This is a genomic window from Novosphingobium sp. BL-S-32 (genome assembly GCF_056857055.1).
This window is the reverse complement of record NZ_CM166477.1, coordinates 1,150,490-1,170,905: the sequence shown is the minus strand read 5'-3', so window position 1 is coordinate 1,170,905 and position 20,416 is coordinate 1,150,490. Positions and strand designations below refer to the sequence as shown.

12 protein-coding genes are annotated in these 20,416 nt (G+C 60.3%); 7 read left to right on the top strand and 5 right to left on the bottom strand.

All coding sequences use genetic code 11. The features are described from left to right. The first annotated feature begins 65 nt into the window (after positions 1-65). The gene (locus AC1VVK_RS21725) at positions 66-938 is read left to right on the top strand and encodes an SDR family NAD(P)-dependent oxidoreductase (RefSeq protein ID WP_482905274.1); all 873 of its coding nucleotides are present in this window, start codon (positions 66-68) and stop codon (positions 936-938) included. Between the two features lie 161 nt (positions 939-1,099). Beyond that, on the top strand, positions 1,100-1,843 hold the full coding sequence (locus AC1VVK_RS21720; RefSeq protein WP_482905273.1) for a FadR/GntR family transcriptional regulator: 744 nt from the start codon (positions 1,100-1,102) through the stop codon (positions 1,841-1,843). Positions 1,844-1,926: 83 nt separating this feature from the next. On the opposite strand, the gene AC1VVK_RS21715 is transcribed toward AC1VVK_RS21720, so the two are convergent. Both AC1VVK_RS21715 and AC1VVK_RS21710 read right to left on the bottom strand, forming a co-directional pair. Further along, a complete protein-coding gene (locus AC1VVK_RS21715; RefSeq protein WP_482905272.1) occupies positions 1,927-3,243 on the bottom strand; it encodes a hypothetical protein in 1,317 nt (438 codons plus the stop codon). Positions 3,244-3,261: 18 nt separating this feature from the next. Further along, on the bottom strand, positions 3,262-3,549 hold the full coding sequence (locus tag AC1VVK_RS21710; RefSeq protein WP_482905271.1) for a hypothetical protein: 288 nt from the start codon (positions 3,547-3,549) through the stop codon (positions 3,262-3,264). 399 nt (positions 3,550-3,948) lie between these two features. On the opposite strand from AC1VVK_RS21710, the gene manD reads away from it, so the two are divergent. Next, on the top strand, positions 3,949-5,157 hold the full coding sequence (manD, locus tag AC1VVK_RS21705; RefSeq protein WP_482905270.1) for a D-mannonate dehydratase ManD: 1,209 nt from the start codon (positions 3,949-3,951) through the stop codon (positions 5,155-5,157). Between the two features lie 77 nt (positions 5,158-5,234). On the opposite strand, the gene AC1VVK_RS21700 is transcribed toward manD, so the two are convergent. The 3 genes from AC1VVK_RS21700 to AC1VVK_RS21690 all read right to left on the bottom strand — a co-directional run bounded on the left by AC1VVK_RS21700 (position 5,235) and on the right by AC1VVK_RS21690 (position 10,513). Then, positions 5,235-5,981, bottom strand: coding sequence for a FadR/GntR family transcriptional regulator (locus tag AC1VVK_RS21700; protein WP_482905269.1), 747 nt, complete (start codon positions 5,979-5,981; stop codon positions 5,235-5,237). 424 nt (positions 5,982-6,405) lie between these two features. After that, the gene (locus AC1VVK_RS21695; protein WP_482905268.1) at positions 6,406-7,818 is read right to left on the bottom strand and encodes an MFS transporter; all 1,413 of its coding nucleotides are present in this window, start codon (positions 7,816-7,818) and stop codon (positions 6,406-6,408) included. 64 nt (positions 7,819-7,882) lie between these two features. After that, a complete protein-coding gene (locus AC1VVK_RS21690; RefSeq protein ID WP_482905267.1) occupies positions 7,883-10,513 on the bottom strand; it encodes a TonB-dependent receptor domain-containing protein in 2,631 nt (876 codons plus the stop codon). Between the two features lie 843 nt (positions 10,514-11,356). On the opposite strand from AC1VVK_RS21690, the gene AC1VVK_RS21685 reads away from it, so the two are divergent. The 4 genes from AC1VVK_RS21685 (at position 11,357) to AC1VVK_RS21670 (ending at position 20,198) form a co-directional block, all read left to right on the top strand. After that, positions 11,357-13,291 carry a tannase/feruloyl esterase family alpha/beta hydrolase gene (locus tag AC1VVK_RS21685; RefSeq protein WP_482905266.1) on the top strand — a complete coding sequence of 645 codons (1,935 nt, stop codon included), beginning with the start codon at positions 11,357-11,359 and terminating at the stop codon, positions 13,289-13,291. A 194-nt stretch (positions 13,292-13,485) separates the two neighbouring features. Next, positions 13,486-16,863 carry a glycosyl hydrolase gene (locus AC1VVK_RS21680; RefSeq protein WP_482905265.1) on the top strand — a complete coding sequence of 1,126 codons (3,378 nt, stop codon included), beginning with the start codon at positions 13,486-13,488 and terminating at the stop codon, positions 16,861-16,863. Between the two features lie 46 nt (positions 16,864-16,909). Next, positions 16,910-18,532: a GH35 family beta-galactosidase gene (locus AC1VVK_RS21675; RefSeq protein WP_482905264.1), complete on the top strand. Its 1,623-nt coding sequence runs from the start codon at positions 16,910-16,912 to the stop codon at positions 18,530-18,532. Positions 18,533-18,554: 22 nt separating this feature from the next. After that, positions 18,555-20,198: a family 43 glycosylhydrolase gene (locus AC1VVK_RS21670; protein WP_482905263.1), complete on the top strand. Its 1,644-nt coding sequence runs from the start codon at positions 18,555-18,557 to the stop codon at positions 20,196-20,198. Positions 20,199-20,416 lie beyond the last annotated feature (218 nt).

The window sequence follows — 20,416 nt, the reverse complement described above, 5'->3', positions numbered from 1 at the left end:
CTAAACGCACGTCCAATTCAAGTGATGCCGACTTCAAAGGCACATCGGTTACCGGGAGATCACGAATGACTGAAAATGGGCAAATCGCACTTGTCACGGGAGCGAGCCGGGGCGCAGGTCGAGGCATTGCCCGTGCCCTGGGCTCTCACGGGTGCACGGTCTACGTCACCGGACGGACGCTTAACCCCGGCGATGCCGAAGTTCCCGGAACGATCTTTGCGACTGCCCAGGAAGTGACCGAGGCGGGCGGAAAGGGCATTGCCGTAAAATGCGATCATGCAAACGACGCCGAAGTGAAAGCGCTGATCGAACGGATCATCGACGAACAGGGCCGCCTCGACATTCTCGTCAACAATGCCTGCTATCAGAGCCATGCCATCTCCGCGCCTGGACAATTCTGGGAAAAACCCCTCGAAATTGCCGAAATGATGAATGTCGGCCTTCGCAGCGGTTTCGTCGCAAGTTGGTATGCTGCGCCTCATATGGTGAAGCAGGAAAAGGGTCTGATCGTGTTCACGTCCTCACCCGGAGCCGCGCACTATTGCTTCGGACCGTGCTACGGCGCCCAGAAGGCCGGCGTCGACAAGATGGCGCATGACATGGGCGTCGACTTTTCGGATGCCCGAGCAAACGTCGCTGCCGTGTCGATCTGGATGGGGCCTCTCACCACGGAACGCCTGCTCGAAATGATGGAGGCCGCCCCCGACAAATTCAGCCATCTCGAAGGCAAGCTGGAATCGACCGAATATACCGGCCACATCGCGTGGGCCATGTTCAACGACCCTGACCTGATGGACCGCTGGAACGGGAAGGTCGTCATTGGCGCGGAAGTAGGCCGCGAAATCGGCTTGATGGACGTCGGAGACAAGTATCCGCTATCGGTCCGGTCCACGACTGCCACCGACACACCGGTCTTCGCCAAGTACAAGGTAAAATAGGTCCAGCCGGAAAATGCCGGTGAAATCCGAATGCGTGATTGCCGGCACCTTCCCGCGCTCGGATGAGCCCCCTCCCGAATTTTGGTCCATCCTATTGATAAGACCATTTCCACTCTTACCCGAACATTGAGTCAAGCCATTAAGTGTGCGATGGGATGCACATGGCAATTGGCGAAAAGCTGTATCACCGCGTTGCTGGCGCGATCGAGGAGGGAATCTGCAGCGGCCGCTATCCCGAGGGCACTCGCCTTCCGGGGGAGCGCGATCTTGCGGAGGAATTTGGCGTTAGCCGTCCGACTATCCGCGAAGCCATGATCGCCCTTGAAATTCGCGGGCTGGTTTCGGTTCGCCATGGTTCGGGGCTTTTCGTGATGCCGCAGGCCAGTCGCCCGCGCAGCGCTCCTGAACTGGACGTCGGCGCATTCGAGCTTATCGAGGCGCGCATTCTGTTTGAGGGTGAAGCGGCAGCCCTGGCCGCAAACGCAATTGACGCACCCGCGCTGGAGAGGCTCGGCCTCATTCTGGATGAAATGGACTCCGGCAGCGCCGGGCACGCACAACGCATGGATGCCGACCGCGAATTTCACTTGCTGATCGCTGAAGCGACCGGAAACAGCCTTGTTCTGAACACCGTGGAAACGCTCTGGAACGTGCGTGAACAATCGCCGCTATGCGCGCATATGTTCGACAAAGCCCGCCGGGAAGGTGTGACGCCTCGTGTCGATGAACATCGCCTGATAGTGGAAGCGCTGCGCAACAAGGATGCCGACGGCGCCAGACGGGCGATGCGCGCTCACCTCAAGCGTGTTTCCGAAGACGTATTGGAAGCCACAGAGCTGGAATTGATCGAGCAGGCGCGATCGGAGATCGAAGCGCACCGAAACCGGCTCGCTCGGCGGGTCTGAGTCTCGCCCGCGCCAGAAGCGTCAGGCGAGGTCTGACGTCGGGCGGGGACGGAACCAACATGGCCCCACCCCCGCTTGCGACATCAAGGCACAAGATCGGCCGCGTCAAGGCGATGCCCCTCGTACTCAGCGAAACCACGGGTCGCCGGCTGGCCTGAAGCATCAGGCGCAAAAATGAGCGCTGCCGGATGCTCGCCCCCGAGTGGGCCAAATGTCATCTGAAGCTCCATTGCACCAGGTTTGGGTCCCGAGACCCTTAGATCAGCATTGTACGTCGAGCGGCCGGCCGGGTTTATGACCATCGTTTCCTTGCCGCTATAAACGCTGCGCCCGTCATCGCTGAAGTTTTCGTAGATCTTCTCGATGTGTGAGGCGGTTCGGCTAAACAGAATTCGCCCCGAGGCCTGGCCATAGACTTTTACGTCTACGTCGCGATTTGTGGCGGCAAACGAGCGAACCTGCGAGAGTTCGGAACTGGCATACTTTCCCGGCTCAGGCGTGGGAACCGCGGGGACAGGCGGTCCGGGCTTGTAGTCCGGAAGGCGAACGATGCGAATGCGCTTGTCCTGGGCACCTTTCAGGCCCTCGATCCACAGACCCTTCTTGCTGCTCGGATGCCAGGACATCGGCGAGTAAAAGGCCCAATCCCCCTGCTCATTCAGGTTCGCGCCGAGATAACTCGGCGTGCTTTTCGAAACTTCAAGATCGATCAGCGCGGGCCCGATGTTGCCCGCCCGGCCAAGGCGCACGCCGGTAACGCTGTAAGTGTAGGCGAACATGGCAAGATCCATGCCGAGCGCAGTAGGATAAGGTCGCGGCATGAGCCCAAGGATTGCCGGATCGGAAGGCCGGGAGAACCTTGTCGTCATCGTCAGGCCGAGACGGCCATCAGGGGAGACGATCGTGGTCTCGTTGTATCCCGGCGTATCGGTGATCGCCTCGACTTCGCCCGTCGCGATGTCCTGGATAACGGAATCGGGTGTATCCCGCTTCAATCCACCCGCGAGCGACAAAGCCGCTCCACCGGCCACGAACTGCTTGACCTCTCCTCCCTTGATATATTCGGGAACGACACCGTCGGGATGTGCAGGATCCTGGTGGAAGGGATTCATGGTACTGACGATCCGCGGCGAGGCTATGGTGTACGTCTCGCCCGTACGCTTCAGTTCTCCGGTGAAGACAAGCGCGGAGGAAGGGAGGAGGAGCGTGGTCCAAGCGACATGCCGGTTGTCAGGCGCGACCACGATTTCCGACCACCGGTGGGAAACGTGATCCCCACCGGCAACTTCCTGTGGGTAGACGACGGGCAGAAGCTTGGGCTGCTTGCAGGTTTCCAGGCTGGTCGAACACTCCAGAACAAAATCGCCTAGAAATATCCGCTTGTTGTCTGGAAACACCATGAAGCGCAGGCCATTGTCCTATTCCCGCGCCGGGATCACGCCGGAATAGAACGGACGCAAATTCTGGCCACTGTCATCCATCGTTGCCACTGTAATGGCGCGATCATTGCTATGATCTTGTGCGTACACGACCAGAACTTTACCCGAAGGCGTATAGTTCGCCACTCTAAGCCCAAGTCTGGCGTCGAATGGGATCGTCGAGATTTCGGCACGCCCGAAAGCATGCTCCTGGCTGGGTGCTGCATGGCCGGATTGTGACGTCAGGCACATTACCAGAATTGTCAGGAGACCAGTCCTCTTGGTCATCACGCTCTCACTCCCGATGCTATTTTTCGGGTGTTGTCCGCCCCTGCAGCAATTTTGGAAAGTCGCAAAATGTGTCATCGGCCGGGCGATGCGGATTCAGGTATGATTTTCCAGCACCAGACAGAGCGCTCAGAGTCCGTGTTCGCTCTTCAAGTACCTTCATTTTACGCGCCGAAATTTCGCCAATTTTCTCGGAATTTATCGGCAACCGCTCCGCGCGATCCGAGGTTATCGGCACTCACCCTCCCAGGAATGCGGATGGGGTTACCGCGCATAATTCAACAAATTCTCTGCACCAAAGGCGTCCAGATGTGTTGCATAAATTTGGCCTGACCAATATATGACGACCAATCCCTGCGCGCGTGACGCCGTGCATAAAGTTCAGGATCCCAGATTCCCATGCTCATTCAGAACGCCAAGGTCATCGTCACCTGCCCGGGACGCAACTTCGTAACTCTCAAGATATTCACCGATCAGGGCGTGTATGGGATCGGAGACGCAACGCTGAACGGGCGTGAAAAGTCAGTCGTGAGCTATCTCGAAGACCACGTGATCCCGTGCCTGATCGGCATGGATGCCCGCCGGATCGAGGACATCTGGCAATATCTCTATCGCGGGGCGTACTGGCGCCGGGGCCCGGTCACGATGCGGGCAATCGCGGCCGTCGACATGGCGCTCTGGGATATCAAGGCCAAGATGGCCGGCATGCCCCTTTACGATTTGCTCGGGGGCAAGAGCCGCGATCGCGTCATGGTCTATGGTCATGCCAATGGCGGGGACATTGCCGAGACCGTCGATGCCGTTGGCCAGTATATCGATATGGGCTACAAGGCCATCCGCGCGCAGACTGGCGTTCCAGGCATCAAGGACGCCTATGGAGTGGGGCGTGGCAAGCTCTATTACGAGCCGGCCGATGCCGCCCTGCCTTCACAGACGGGGTGGGATACGCGCAAGGCACTCAACTATATTCCCAAGATGTTCGAGAAGCTGCGCGAGACCTACGGCTTCGACCACCATCTCCTCCATGACGGACACCACCGCTATACGCCGCAGGAGGCCGCCAATCTGGGCAAGATGCTGGAACCGTTCCAATTATTCTGGCTGGAGGACGCGACACCGGCCGAAAACCAGGAGGCCTTCCGGCTCGTGCGCCAGCATACGGTCACGCCGCTCGCGGTCGGGGAGATCTTCAATACGATCTGGGATGCCAAGGATCTCATCCAGAACCAGCTGATCGACTACATCCGCTGCACTGTGGTGGGCGCGGGCGGTCTGACGCATCTGCGCCGCATTGCCGACCTTGCCAGCCTCTATCAGGTCCGCACCGGATGCCACGGCGCAACCGACCTCTCACCCATAACGATGGGCTGCGCTCTCCATTTCGATACCTGGGTACCCAACTTCGGCATCCAGGAGTACATGCGGCACAGCGAAGAGACCGACGCGGTGTTCCCGCATGATTATCGCTTTGAAGATGGCCACCTCATCTGCGGCGAAACGCCTGGTCACGGCGTCGATATCGACGAGAAGCTGGCCGCAAAGTATCCGTACAAGCCCGCCTATCTGCCGGTAGCGCGGCTGGAAGACGGCACCATGTGGAACTGGTGAACCGCTCCGCTCAATCTTGGCCAACGCTGAAGGAAGTCCGTCCGCGAGCCCGGCACCTGCCGGGCCGCGACGGGCCCTCACATGCGCTCGGGCGCCAGCCTGCGACGCTTCTCCATGATATCAAGCTTGGCCTTTTCGATCATTTCCAGTTCGGTGACTGCGAGTAGATCCTCGGAAACCCGGCGCAAATGGTCGCGCATGGCGTCCCGAGCCATGGCGCCGTTCCTTGCCTGCAACGCCTCGTAGATGCGGCGGTGCTCGTGTGGCCGCGGATTGATGCCTTCGTGCCGCGCTTGCTCGAACATGTGGCGGCAGAGAGGTGATTGATCCCGAAGATCCCACAAATGCTCTATCGTCTGGGCGACAATGGAGCTCTGGGTACCTTCGGCTATCGCCAAGTGAAATTGCCTGTCGAGGTTGAGTTCCTCGACCGAGGATGGGTCCAGCGCCTCCATTTGGGTCAGGATGTCCCCGATATGCGCGAGTTCCTCGTCGCTCATCACCGTTGCGGCCAGCCCGGCCGCCTCACCTTCGAACATCAATCTGGCTTCGATCAATTCGAAGGCGCCGACATTCAACTCGGCCTCCGGGGGATCGGCAGGTATCTTGCCGCTTACGTAGACGCCGGATCCGTGCCTGACCTCGACAAAATTACGGATCTCCAGCGCGATTACGGCTTCTCGAATGGTGGGGCGGCTAACCTTGAAGATTTGCGCCAAATCGCGCTCCGCAGGCAAGCGGCTTCCGTGCGTGTATACACCTTCGAGGATTTTCTGCTCGATCTGGTGAGCAACGCGCTGGTACAGTTTGGATCGTTCGGTCATCGCAATTCGAATGTCACAGCCGCTTACTGACGGCAAGACGTCATACCAATCGCGAAGCAGCCAAAAAAGACACTTCAAGCCGCAACGGTGCCTAATTGCCGCGAGCAAGAATGCCATCGGCGCGCATTTCTCGTTGTCCGTGGTTCAGCTACCGGCCGGCACCCATACAGACGGGTCGTGTATGATCGCCGTTTGCCCTCCCAGGAGACCAAAAATTCCTCCTCATCACAGCCATGGACGGGGACTGAGCCAATTCACCAGTGATGTTGAACGCCGCGCTTTCATCGCCTTTCTTTCAGATTTTGTCCCTTCCCGACAATCGCATGCAGCCGCCTGCCGGGTGAGCATCACTGGCCATTGCTTGCTCGTGTTCGAGACGGCTTCTCGCCCTCGGCCTACCTTCCACCTGACATGCGGCCGCAATTCACTCCTTCATCAGCAGGCAGATGCCGCCGCCGACCAAAGTTACGATGGCAATACCAATTAACCCGGGCCCGTAGCTGCCGCTCATCTCGTGGGTTTTGGCGATGGCGAAGGGTGCAAAGGCCATGATGGGCAGGAACGCCATCGTCAGACCAAAGGCCCGACCAGAGGCCGCCGCGCCGAATTCGTTGGCAATGGCCGAGGCGATCAGGGGCCAAAGCCCTCCCCCCATGCCCACCAGTACAATACCGCTGGCCAAGCCAATCATCCCCTGCCCCAGCGCCGTGATGATCCCGCCCGTGGCCGCGATAACGGCAAGCATCGCCAAGGGACGACGATTGCCAAATCTATCCGATAGCAATCCCATCAACAGCGTCGAGCCAAGTTGGGCCCCGCTGAAGAGCGACAGGAGCAGACCCACCGCTGACTGATCGAGCCCGCGACTGCTGGCGATTGGCCCAAGGTTCTGGTTGACGCCGCCCCACAGGCCCAGCAGCGGCAAGTACGTGGCGACAACGATCCAAAACGTCCGCCGCCTGAACACCTCGCGCCAGTGAAGCTCGACGTGGGCCGCGGCGCCGGAAACGGGTTGATCGCCCGGCACACTGACGTAGTGCAGTCCATCTTCTTCTGTCGGGCGATCCCGTACCAACCAGAACGCCAGTGGCAGCATGACCAGACCGATGAGCGTCCCTGCACCCATCCAAAGCATCCGCCACTGGAGCAATGGCAGCAGTGCGGCAATGATTGGCGGCAGGACAACACCCGCACCGCTGAGGCCGAACGATGTCACCGCCAGCGCCAGCCCGCGACGCCTGACGAACCAGCGTGAAACCAGGGTATTGGTAATCACCGAGGTGGAAAGCGCCATACCCAAAGGCAGGACAACGCCGTAAAGCGCCAGGAATTGCCATGTCGCAAAGATCGCTCCGATCGCGACATGAAAAAGCGCAACAAGCCCCAATCCCGTCACCAGAAGGGTTCTTGCCGGTACTTTGTCGGCCAGCCCGCCGGCAAATGGTGCCAGGATCGCACTTCCCAAACCCAGCAGGGCAATGGCCAGTTGCAAGGTGCTGACAGGCGTGTTGAGGTTGCTCGACCAGTCGACGACGAACAGCGTAAAGGCGTTAACCGGCATGCCGTTCGATGCGACCTGCGCAAGCGTGGCGATGGCGACGATGGTCCAGCCATGATACCATCCGAATTTGCGCGGCGCTTCTGCTGCCACCGACATCCATTTTTCTCCCAGATTGATTTCGGCCGTTGCCGGCGGCTTCATGCAGGCACGCTCTGTCTGCCACTTTTTGATGGCCGGCCTTCGCTCACCGAATGCTTCACACCCATCAGGCTCGGCGGAAATCGCATTTCGACCTGCCACCGCGAATGTGCGAATGAAAACCCTCTCATTCGGCATGATGGGAAGCGTAAATCACTTCGCCGCCGCACGGGGCGGCGGCGAAGCGTGTTTCGCGGTTGGATCAGAACTGCTTGCTGACACCGAACTGTACGAAACGACCAATGGTGTTGCCGTTGATATAGCCATCCTGCGATGCAGTGATCGATTGCTGGATATAGCGCGGCGGATCCTGGTCGAAGACATTATCCACATTCAGAGAGAACGAGAGGTTCTTGAAGATCCCCTGCCCCGGAACGTCATACTTGAAGAAGAGATTGAAGACATTGAACGATTTGACACGGTCCTGTTCGCCCGCAGAACTCACGGTGGGATCGAGATCGTAGCCAGCCGTGTGGTTCCACGTCACCTGAGCACGCAATCCGCTGATTGTTGTGCCAAGGACCGTGCTGAACTTGAAACGGCTGTTGTTGGCCTCCAGCAAATCGCTGAAGGCAGCGCCCGCGATCGCCTGCTGCTTGCGGTTCAACTCGTAGTTGGCGTTGAAGCCCAGATCGAACGAGGCGAACCCGGCATCGATGCGGTAGTTCAATGCCATATCCAGGCCGTCGAGCTTCACATTGGCGAAATTCCGCTTTCGCGCATCGAGGATGGCATAGCAGCCCGTCGGACCTGTTCCCGCGACCGTACAGCCGGAACCGACGATAGTGTCCGCCTGCGCAAGATAGGAATTGATCTGCGCCTGCGTGGGATTGACGGTGATGACCGATCCGAAGTTCGTCCAGAAATCGACCTGGTTAGTGAAGTTCGGCAAGTTGATCAGATTCTTGAAGTTGATGTTCCAGTACGTGAAGCTGAGATTGAGCCCCGGAACAAACGGCGGCTCGACATCAAAGCCAAGCGACCAAGTCGTCGCCTTCTCCGGCTGGATGTTCGGTGCGCTGCCCAGCACAACTGCCACGTTGCTGTTTTGCGGCGCAGGGTAAGTTCCATTGGCGATAAGGCTGGCTGGTGGCAGCAGGAACGACAACCCATTGACCTGATTGTACGATGTAACATCGGTTTCCGGCCTGTCCGCAAGGCTGGGAGCTACGAACGACTTACCCCATGATCCGCGCAGCTTGACCCAGTTCACCGGCCGGTAGGTGACGCCGATCTTGGGATTGAAGGTATCGCCGAAATCGCTGTAATCGTCATATCGTCCGGAGAGCGAGAAGGTCAGCTCGCGCATCCCGCCAAAACCGTTGTCTGCTCCGAAAACCGGCACGACCAGTTCACCGAAAGCGGACTTTGTATTCCGCGAAACTGAGACAATCGGAAGATTAGCGTAAGGCGCGATAACTGTGACGCCGTTGTAGACGAGACCGCCATAACCGGTGTTTTCCGTACCGGGCACGATCGAGCCTTTCTGCGATCGCAGGCCTTCGGAATTGTACTCGACACCGCCTGCGAACTTCACGTCTCCGCCGGGCAGCTTGAACAGGGAGCCATCAAGGATCAGGCGGCCACTGAACAGCCGCTGGCGGGTCCGCCCGAACGATTCATAGTTGCTGAGAACATTGAGCCCCAGATCGCTGCTCGAATTGATGTCGTAGGGATTGAGAAGGCCCGTGGCGATCGCGAGAGGCACTGCGGTCGAGTTGTACTGCCCGACGATATTCTGCGTCGTGCTTTCGCCGTAGCTGCCGAGCCCGCGAAGCTGCCACCCCTTGCCCAGGTCGGCAGTGAACGTCGGCGTGACGCCCCAGGTACTGAGCGACAGGCGCTGCTGTTCTGTGTCGTCGCCGCCATAGGAATAGGAGACCTGATGGATCTCGAACGGGTTGGCGGGATTGACCTTGTGCGCCGCCATGTAGGGGCTCGGTATCAGGCCCAGGAAGGCCGGGCCGATGTACTCGGAATCGTAAATGGGCCCGAGATCGGCGGACACCTTGCGCTGGGTGAACCACGCCCGGATGTCGACTTTCAACGCATCGCTCAGGTCCTGCGAAAAGCCGGCGAACACCGAGTGGCGATTTTCGCTTGGATAGATCGGCGCCCCGTCACTTTCGTCGCACTGGTTGGCGGTATTGGCCACCGCCGATCCCGTCGAGTAGGGCAGCGCGTAGATCGTGCCCGAGGGAACAAGTTGCACGTTTCCGGGAGTGCAGCGCACGCTGGTAATGGGGAACGGAACCCCCGTGATCGTCTTGGGATACATCCGCACATAGTCGCGGTCCCGGCCGTAGATCGCGCCATGTTCAGAATAGTTGTAAGAGATATAGATCGAGCCGGTATCCCACGACTTGCCTGCCGTCGCGTTGACATCGAATGCGTGATAGTCGTCGGCAAATCCGTAGTGCCCGTCTACGTTGAACCCATCGAACTTCTTGCGCGTAATGAAGTTGATCACCCCCGCGACAGCGTCCGAACCATAGATCGCTGAGCCGCCATCGGGAACGATCTCAACGCGCTCGATGACGCCGGGCGGGATGATGTCAGGGTCGGGACTGGTCGATTGGATGCCCATGCCGACGATGCGGTGTCCATCAAGAAGGACGAGCGTGGGAGAACTGCCGGCCGTCTGGAAACCGGGAAGGTTGCGCAGGTTCGGACGGTTCGTCGTGACCTGGTTGAAAGCGCCCGCCGGCTGCTGAAGCGTGTTGAACTGGCCGAGTTGCGGAATTGTCTGAAGGAGCTGCGCGGTGGTTGTGGCACCGGTCGATTGAATGGCCTGCTGCGTGACATCGATAACATTGGTGCCGGTCGGCGCCACGCCGCGAATAAGCGTGCCTGTAACGACAATTTCCTGGACCTGCCGGTCCGTCAGTTGCCCTTTGTCGTCCGGTTGCGGAGGCGGTGGACTATCAGCTTGGGCAAAGGCAGGAACTGCAAGGCAAAGCGCTGAAATAGCCACCCCGCAGTTCAGGACTATACCGAGCCGTGAACAGCCGTTCAAATTCTTCATACAACTCCCTCTCCGTTTATATTATTTTATTTCCCATTTATATTTATCAGTATTTTCGTCATTCTCGATAAGATCGATAATCGCGCCGCGACGTCCATTTCGCAGGGCGAACATTCGGTGCTGCCCGCCTTGACAAGATTGGCGGGCATCAAAGTCGCACACGCGACTGATCTTAAGGGAACGACCAATCAATAAAACGTGACTTGGATATCAAGTAAGTCGCACACTCCCCGCCCCACCCTATGTACGGCGGTTTTCGAGGTGTTTTATCGGGCCCTCCCCTGCCCGGATTATCGAGTCGCGATCTTATATACCATACAGTCGGTAAGTCGAAAGCTGTACGGAAGGATTATTCCGGATTGGGACACTCCGGAACGAATGCTCGATAATTCCGCCCGCCCCGCGATCGACAACTTCTGCCGCCGAGGAATGTTTGACGGGCACCGCCACCCCTCCGTGAAGCGCCGGTAAAATCGCCTCTTTTGTTTTTACCGAACGGTTGGTAGATTACACGGGATTTACGGCGAATCGAATGCGCACGGCTTTCCCGGCCACGATGAGTGGTCGCGAGGGGCCCATGAAATAACGTCGCTTGGCCGAGCGGCAGTGTTGCCGAACCGGGCACAAGATCATTGGGGGAAGGATAAACACATGCACCGAATATCGCGGATCGTCCTGTCAACGGTGACACCATTGCTATGCGTCGCTGCGGCGCTAGGAAACTACGGTAGCGGGGAAACTGTCGCCTCGGCGCAGGACGCAAAGCCGATTGCGGCAGCTGCGGTTAGCCAAGGCACTGGCACTGCTATCGCCGGTGGCGTCGTCGCCGCGAGCATGGCCGAATTGTGCCAGCCCGCCGCCATGCAGGCGATTGCATCCAAGCTGAATATCAAGGTCACGGTCGAGAAGCTGCCGGCGAACGAGCAGCCGGGCCCGTTCCTCGAAGGAGGCACGCGCTTCACACCAGCCCGCGGCGATCTGCCGGCTTATTGCCAGGTTACCGGCAGCTTCGTGACCAACCCCGCGACCGGCAAGACGGCGAACTTCCTTGCCACCCTGCCAATGACCTGGAACCGCAAGTACCTCCAGCTGGGTTGCGGCGGCCATTGCGGAACTTTCGCCGTCAGCGATGCCGCTTCACCCACGATCACAATCACGAACCAGGGTAAGCCGGGCGACAGCGTTCGGAAGGGCTACGCCTCCTTCGCGACGGACGAAGGCCATGCCGGTTTCACGCAGGGCAAATGGGCCATCACCGGCCCGGGCCAAATCAGTCAGGACTATCTCGACGACTATCTCTATCGCTCGCAGAAAGTCCTTGCGACAATGGGCAAGGAATTCACGACCGCATTCTATGCTCAGGCGAGCGGAACCGCATCGAAGATCGCCTACTCCTATTTCTGCGGTTGTTCGGGCGGCGGACGTGACGCCCTTGTCGCGGCAGCATACTTTCCCGAGGCGTTCGACGGTATTGTTTCGGGATCTCCTTATGCGAACCTTTCCAATCTCGCATTCCTGACCACCGGGGCCTCACTGGCGACGGTACGCTCACCAGACGCAAACCTGCCGGCTTCGCTCGTTGCCCAGATCAGCCCGCTGGTACTCGCGAAATGCGATGCGGTGGACGGCGTCAAGGACGGCCTCATCCAGAATCCGATGGCCTGCGACTTCCGGCCGGAAAAGGACCTTCCGCGCTGCGCAGACAACAAGCCGGGCACCAATTGTTTCACCCAGGCGCAGATCGAAAGCGTAAGCACGGTTTTGACGGCAGCTACGGACCACGAAGGGCACGTCGTTCAGCCCGGCTATTCTGTAAGCGAGCTGCAAAATTCGCTCATGCTGCCGCCTGCCAATCCGGGCACCGCAACCCCCTGGCCCGATGCCGGAAATCCGGCAACCGGAGCGAGCAACGGCATGGCCTTGCTCGGCGACGCCGTCATCCGCGTCTTCACCCACCGCAACGATCCAGCCTTCCAGACGGCATCGGTGATTTCGTTCGGTTCGGGCGGTCCGGGGCCCGTCACCGGTTTCCGGGTGATCGCTCCGGCCGCGGAAGTGGCCAAGGCGAATGAAGCGCTGCGCATGGGGATCGGCGATATTCCGCAGAACGCCGCCAAACTCATCAAGAGCAATCACAAGATGATCATGTGGGTAAATCTGAGCGATCATCTCCTGACGCCCTACATGTCCGTCAACTACTACAAGAAGCTTGCGAAGACCTTCGGCGGCTACGACAAGCTGCACAAGAACATCCGCATGTTCATGCTTCCGGGAACCGCGCATTGCAGCGGCGGAGGCATTGGCGAGGGGCCCGGCAGCTTCGATGCGCTGAGCGCCATCGAGGCATGGGTTGAAAAGGGCGACGCGCCCGACAATCTGCCCGCCACGCTCTACAAGGCAAACCAGTTCGGCGTCGATTTCAAGCAGCCGCTCGGCCGCACGATGCCGCTTTGCAAGTTCCCTGAAATGGCGCGCTACAGCGGCAAGGGCGATGTGAAGGACGGTGCCAACTGGAGCTGTGTTCCCGGCGACAAGCGCATGCTCAAGATCGGGAAATCCGGACGACAGGCGGGCGTCATCGATTGACGGTCATTCGGGCGACGGTGCCGAGCCGGTTCCGTCGTCCCGCTCGACCCGAAAATCGAGACCGGCTTCGTAGATGCGGCGCGCTCAAACCGCGCCGCACATCCCTTCGCTCCCGCACGGTTGGTTCTGCGCCATTAAGGCGAGGGTCCGATGGCGGGGGCGTCTTTCGCTCCTTGTTTTGAACTGGAGTCACGATGACAATTGCCCGGTCCAAGGCGCGAAAGGTGCGCCGCCTTGCCTTGCTTCTTGGAGCTGGCGCCGCCCTGCTGCCAATCTCGGGCATCAACGCTTACGCCCAGCAGGCCGACGATCTTGAAGCCGGTTTCCGCGATCCCCCGCTCACGGCGCGCCCACGCGTCTGGTGGCACTGGATGAACGGGAACATCACCGAAGACGGCATCCGAAAGGATATCGAGTGGATGGCTCGTATTGGTATCGGGGGAATGCAGAGCTTCGATGCAGCCGTGGTCACTCCACAAATCGTTGCCAAGCGCCTCCCTTACATGAGCCCTGAGTGGAAACATGCTTTCCGCGTCGCTGCCGAAGAAGCCGACAAGCATGGCCTGGAGCTTGCCACCGCCTCTTCTCCGGGGTGGAGCGAAACCGGCGGCCCGTGGGTCAAGCCGCGTGACGGCATGAAAAAGCTAGTCTGGAGCGAGATGTCTGCAGAAGGCGGCAAGCGTTTCATGGGCAGCCTCCCTCCCATTCCGGATACCACCGGCAGCTTCCAGGACATCCCGGCCCAGCACATGGCGTTTTCGCCCGGACAGGAGGGGATCGCCTTCCCTCAATATGCCCGCGACTTTGCCGTGCTGGCCTTCCGCGTTCCCGGCGATTGGACGCCGCTTCCGATCCCATCCGTCCGCGTGGACGATCGCCCTCTGGATGCAGCGGCGCTGAACGATGGCAGGTATGCCCAAAGCGTGGACATCCTCACTGCCGGATCGAAGACACCATCTGCTGTGCTGATCGAATACGACAAGCCCAGAACCATCCGTTCCGTGACCTACCAGATTTCGGGAACCACGTCCGTGCCGCTTCTCGAAGCGGAGAGCGAACACGGCGAATGGCGCAAGGTGGCGGAGCTGTCGGCAGGGCCGACGCCCTCGACGGCAAGCTTCGCCCCGGTGACCGCCGCCCGATTCCGGCTTAGCTGGACCGCGCGTGCCAATCAGGGCGGCATGCTGCGACAGATGGGCGACATGACGCCCGGAGTCGATATTCCCGGCATGTTGCAGGCCTTCGGCGCCAAAGGTGCCGCCGAGATGATGAGCGGCGGCGCCTCCGACCGCATCAGGATCACCGAGCTGGCATTGCAGGCGACACCGCGGGTCAATGCTTTCGAACAGAAGGCCGGGTTCGCAATTGCCAATGACTACTATGCGCTTGATCGCGGTGTCGGTCCCGAGGTTCCGGGCATAGATCCAAAGGACATTGTCGACCTCACGGCCCGGATGTCACCCGATGGCAAGCTCGATTGGACGCCCCCGGCCGGGCACTGGAAGATCGTGCGTCTGGGCTATTCGCTGACAGGCACGATGAACCACCCGGCGACGGCCGAGGCCACCGGTCTCGAAGTCGACAAGTACGACGGCCACGCGGTGCGCGATTACCTTCAGACCTATCTCGACATGTATGCCAGCGCCACCGGTGACGACCTGATCGGCCGGCGCGGCCTTCGCGCAATCCTGACGGACAGTACCGAAGTCGGCCCCTCGAACTGGAGCGCCGATCTCGTAGCCCAGTTCAAGGCGCTTCGCGGATACGATCCGAAGCCCTGGTTCCCGGCCCTCACCGGTGTGATCGTCGGTTCGCGCGCGCAGAGCGATGCGTTTCTCTATGATTTCCGCCGGACGCTCGGCGATCTCATGGCAAGCCAGCATTATGCGACAATCGCGCAGGTCGCACATGAGCGCGGCCTCATTTATTACGGCGAGGCTTTGGAGACCAGCCGCGTGGTCCTCGGCGACGACATGGCGATGCGCCAGCCGACAGACATACCCATGTCAATGTCCGCCGCAGAGATCGACATGCGCGGCGCCGCCTCGGTCGCGCATATTTACGGGCAGAATCTGGTTGCCGCTGAATCGCTGACCAACGCCCTCTCGCCTTGGGCGACTTCGCCTGCAGATCTTCGGACAAAGATGGATTTCGCATTCGCGTCAGGCGTCAACCGACCGGTGATCCACACATCGGTCCACCAGCCGGTCGATGACAAGCAGCCCGGTCTCGCGCTTCTCATTTTCGGCCAGTACTTCAATCGGCACGAAACCTGGGCCGAGATGGCTAAGCCGTGGATCGACTATCTGGGGCGCACCGCATTCCTTCTCCAGCAGGGACGCGACCATTCCGATCTTGCCTACTTCTATGGCGAAGAGGCCCCGCTGGTGGGACAGTTCACCACTTCGCCCAAGGATGCACCCACGCGCTACGCCTACGATTTCGTCAATGTCGCCGCGCTGTATGATGCGCTGAAGGTGGAGGGCAAGGAACTGGTCACGCCCGGAGGCGCCCGCTACCGCGCGCTCTACCTTGGCGGCACCAGCGACCGAATGACGGTTGCGACCTTGCGCCGGATCGCCGCGCTCGCCAACGACGGCGCGACCATCATGGGGCATGCGCCCTCGTCTTCTCCGGCGCTCGGGGATGATCCGCGCGAATTTGCGCAACTGGTTAAGCAATTGTGGGCCGATGGCTCGGGCGCGACCGTCGGCAAGGGGCAGGTTATCGGCACGGGCAATGTCGAGGCAATGCTCGCTCAGTCAGGCCTGGCGCCCGATTTCAGTTACACTGGAGCGGCGAGCGACAGCAAGATCCTGTTCCGGCACCGGACGTTGCCTGAGGGTGAAATCTATTTTCTGACCAACCGCACGGATCACCGCGAAACCGGTGAAGCACGCTTTCGCGTTACTGGAAAGCTTCCGGAAATCTGGCGAGCGGACACAGGCCAACGTCTAGCGGTCACATACCGCATTGAGGATGGGCAGACAGTCGTGAAGCTCGACATGGCGCCGACCGATGCGTTCTTCGTCACCTTCGTACGGCAGGCAACGACGCAGTCTGCATCGGTTCCCGAAGTGGAACTCAAGCCGGTCAAGGATATCGGTGCGGGCGTCTGGAATGTCGATTTCCAGGCTGGTCGCGGCGCACCTGCATCAGCGAAGTTGCCCCGCCTTGCTTCCTTGAGCGAGAACGACAACCCCGGCATCCGCTACTTTTCCGGAATCGCGACCTACAGCAAGACCTTCGAGCTGCCCAAGGGAACAAGGCCGGGGCAGCCGCTGGTTCTCGATCTCGGCAAACTCGGGGACATCGCCGAAGTTACGGTCAACGGCCATCTGGCGGGCACCATCTGGCGCGAGCCACATACTGTCGACATCGGCTCACTGGTCAAGGAAGGGCGTAACACCCTTAGCGTCCGGGTAGCCGATCGCTGGATAAACCGGCTGATCGGAGATGCACAGCCCGGCGCGCACAAAGTGACCTGGACCAGCACTCCGACTTACCTGCCGAATGCGCCGCTGCGGCCTTCAGGCTTGATCGGCCCCGTTTCCTTGCTGGCCCCACAGTAAACGAAAGAAATCGATAGAACAGAGGGAGAAGGTATTGCGAGTTTTGATGAGATCGGCGCTTTTGCTGGCCATGGCTCTGGCAGTCATGTCATCGGCTGCGCCCAAGGCACTCCCCCATGTGCAGCGCAATGGTGCGGCAACGCAGTTGATGGTCGACGGTGAGCCCTATCTCGTGCTTGGCGGCGAGTTGCATAACAGCAGCCCGTCCAGCCCGGACTATATGGCGCCGATCTGGGACAAGCTGGCCCGCAATCATGTCCGCACGGTGATCGGCGCGGCCAGCTGGGAACTGGTCGAGCCGCAAGAGGGGCATTACGATTTCACCGCCGTGGACGACCAGATAAAGCAAGCGTCCGCGCATGACATGAAGCTCGTCCTGATCTGGTTCGGTGCCTACAAGAATGCGGAGTCGACCTATACCCCGTCCTGGGTGCGCAGCGACACGGCCCGCTTTCAAAGGGTCGAGCGCGATCGCAACGCCAAGCCCAAAGGGATCGCCGCCTATCTGGGCTATAATCCCACGATGAGCGTCTTCAGCGACGCCTTGCTGCAAGCCGACGCACGCGCCTTTGCCGCGCTCATGGCGCATATTCGGGAGATCGACCGCAAACATACCGTCATCATGATGCAGGTGGAGAATGAGGTCGGCCTGCTGGGTGACAGCCGCGACCGCTCGCCACTCGCGGCGGCCGCGTGGAGCCAGCCCGTGCCGCCTGCGCTGATCGCCTATTTGCGCGACCATCACGCGACCCTGCGATCGGAACTATTGGCAGTCTGGCAGCGCAATGGCTTCCGGGAAACGGGAACATGGGCGGACGTGTTCGGCACGGACAAGGCCGCCGACGAAGTCTTCATGGCCTGGGGCTTCGGCAGCTATGTGGAGCGCGTGGCAAAGGCGGGCGCGTCTCAGCTTGCGCTGCCCATGTACGCCAACGCCTGGCTCGGCCCGCAGGCCAAGTCTCCCGAACCCGGTGACTATCCCAGCGGCGGCCCGGTTGCCCGAATGATGGATGTTTGGAAGGCAGCAGCGCCGTCGCTCGCCCTCCTGGGGCCGGACATCTATGTCGACGACTATGCCGGCACGCTGGCGGACTACAAGCGGGCCGACAATCCGATCTTCAATCCGGAAGCGAAGAACGACACCGGCAATCTGTTCGTGGCAATCGGCCAATATGACGCCATCGCTTTCTCCCCCTTCGGTATCGAGGACGCGGCGGACGGCAGCGAACTCTTCCAGGCCTACAAGGTGCTGAACGAGATGTCCGGCCCGATCGCCCGGGCGCAGGCGGAGGGCAAAATTCGCGGCTTCCGCATCGCCAAAGGCGGGCAGATCAAGGAGACGCTGGGCGACTATACCCTCAGCATTGCCGGGCCGATCTCCACGGTAGGCGCCTTCGGTGCGGGCACCGGGGAAGAGGCGAAGCCACCAGAAACCGGCTATGGTCTCGCCATCGCCAGCGGCGAGGATGAATTTCTGATCATCGGTCGCGGCATCAACTTGCGCTTTTCCATACCCGGCACGCAAGTCGAGATCGATCACGTTCAGGAAGGCGCTTTCGTGAACGGCCGCTGGATCACCGGCCGAACGATGAACGGCGACGAACGCTATTTCCTTTTCCCCAATGACGGCCTGCGGATCATCCGCCTGAAGCTGCTGCGCCGCCCCTGACGATGATTTCCGGAGAACATCCATGAACAGTACACGCCGCCAGGCCTTGCTCTCGGCGATGGGTGCGGCAGGCCTCGCTGCCCTGCCCGAAACACTATCCGCCGCGCAGAGGTCCGTCTCCAATCATCCCCACACGGGAACGGACTGGGGGCGCGGCATCGAAGGGCAGCGCACCGCCGATCTGGGCGACGGCACATTTCGAAACCCCGTCATGGCGGGCGACCATCCTGATCCCAGCATCCTGCGTGACGGCGACACGTATTATCAGGTCTCCTCGTCCTTCGTTTATTATCCGGGACTGGTGATCTGGAAGTCCGGCGATCTGGTCAACTGGTCACCAATCGGCCCTGCCCTGACCGAGCCGGTCGGTTCGGTCTATGCGCCGGATCTCGTGAAGCACGACGGGCGCTATTACATCTATTTCGCGGTACGCGGCGTGTCGCAAATGCCAAGCGCGATCGGCGCGGCCCGCCGGCCGATGACCAACTATGTCATCCACGCCGAACGGATTGAGGGCCCGTGGAGCGAGCCCATCGATGTCGGCATCTACACCGCCATCGATCCCGGCCATGCGGTGGGCGAGGACGGCAAGCGTTATCTCTACGTGAGCGATGGCGTGCTCATCCCGCTGAGCGATGATGGCCTGACCCGCTCCGGACCGGACCAGAAAGCCTATGAGGGCTGGAAATATCCCGGCGACTGGGCGGTCGAGACCTTTGCTCTGGAAGGGCCGAAGATCATCCGCCGCAATGGCTGGTTCTATCTGTTCTCTGCCGAGGGCGGTACTGCGGGGCCGCCCACCAGTCATATGGTGATCGTCGCACGCGCGAAGTCCATCAAGGGGCCTTGGGAGAATTGCCCGCACAACCCCATAGTCCGCACGACTTCGATCAACGAACCCTGGTGGTCGCGCGGTCACGGCACACCGGTCGAGGATCCATCCGGGAAATGGTGGATGCTCTATCACGGCTATGAAAACGGCTATCGCACGCTCGGGCGGCAGAGCTTGCTGGAGCCCATCGAATGGACGGCAGACGATTGGCCGCGCGCGCTGGGCGGCGATCTGTCCCGCCCGTTCCGCAAGCCGGCGGGCCGTAAGCTCGGCGCAAATGGCGTGGCCTTCTCCGGCCCGTTTGACGCGGATGCACTGGGCGCGCGCATGAGCTTTTACAAACCCGGCCGCAACTATCGGGACCGGGTCCGCTTCGACAACGGCGCCCTCGTATTGACCGCCCAAGGCAAGGGACCGGCTGACGCATCGCCTCTGGTCATGAACAGCGGCGACCGACGCTACGAACTGTCGATGGAAGTGGAACTGGAGGGACAGGTAACCGCAGGGCTCCTGTTGTTCTACAACGAGAAATATTTCTGCGGCATCGCCACAGACCCGAACCGCTTTCGCGCCTATGTGCTGGGCGAGGAGAATGCCTTCGAAGCCCGAGTGCCTGCCATCGGCCCCCGCCTGTATCTTCGGGTTCGCAATGAGGATCAGGTTGGCCACTTCTATTACAGTGCCGACGGCCAGAATTGGGTGCTCCACCGCTCCTATGAAGTGAGCGGCTATAACCAGAACATGGCGGGAGCGTACCTCAGCCTGCGCCCGGCGCTGTTCGCGGCGGGTAGCGGCACGGTCAGGGTCCGCAATATGGTCTATTCTGCCGATTGACCCATTCGGGCCCGGTCACGCTGAATCGAAGCGGCCCCCGCGCGGGGATTGTTGCCCGGCCAGGGCTGCTTTGGTTCGAGATGGACGCCATTTCGGCGCCCCTTCAGGATTTACCTCACGGATTCACCAAGATGGTCCATCGCCGCGCCAGGAAGGATTGAAATATCGACACATTCCTTCGCCTTCCTTCCTGGCGTTGAACCATATTTCCTCAATCC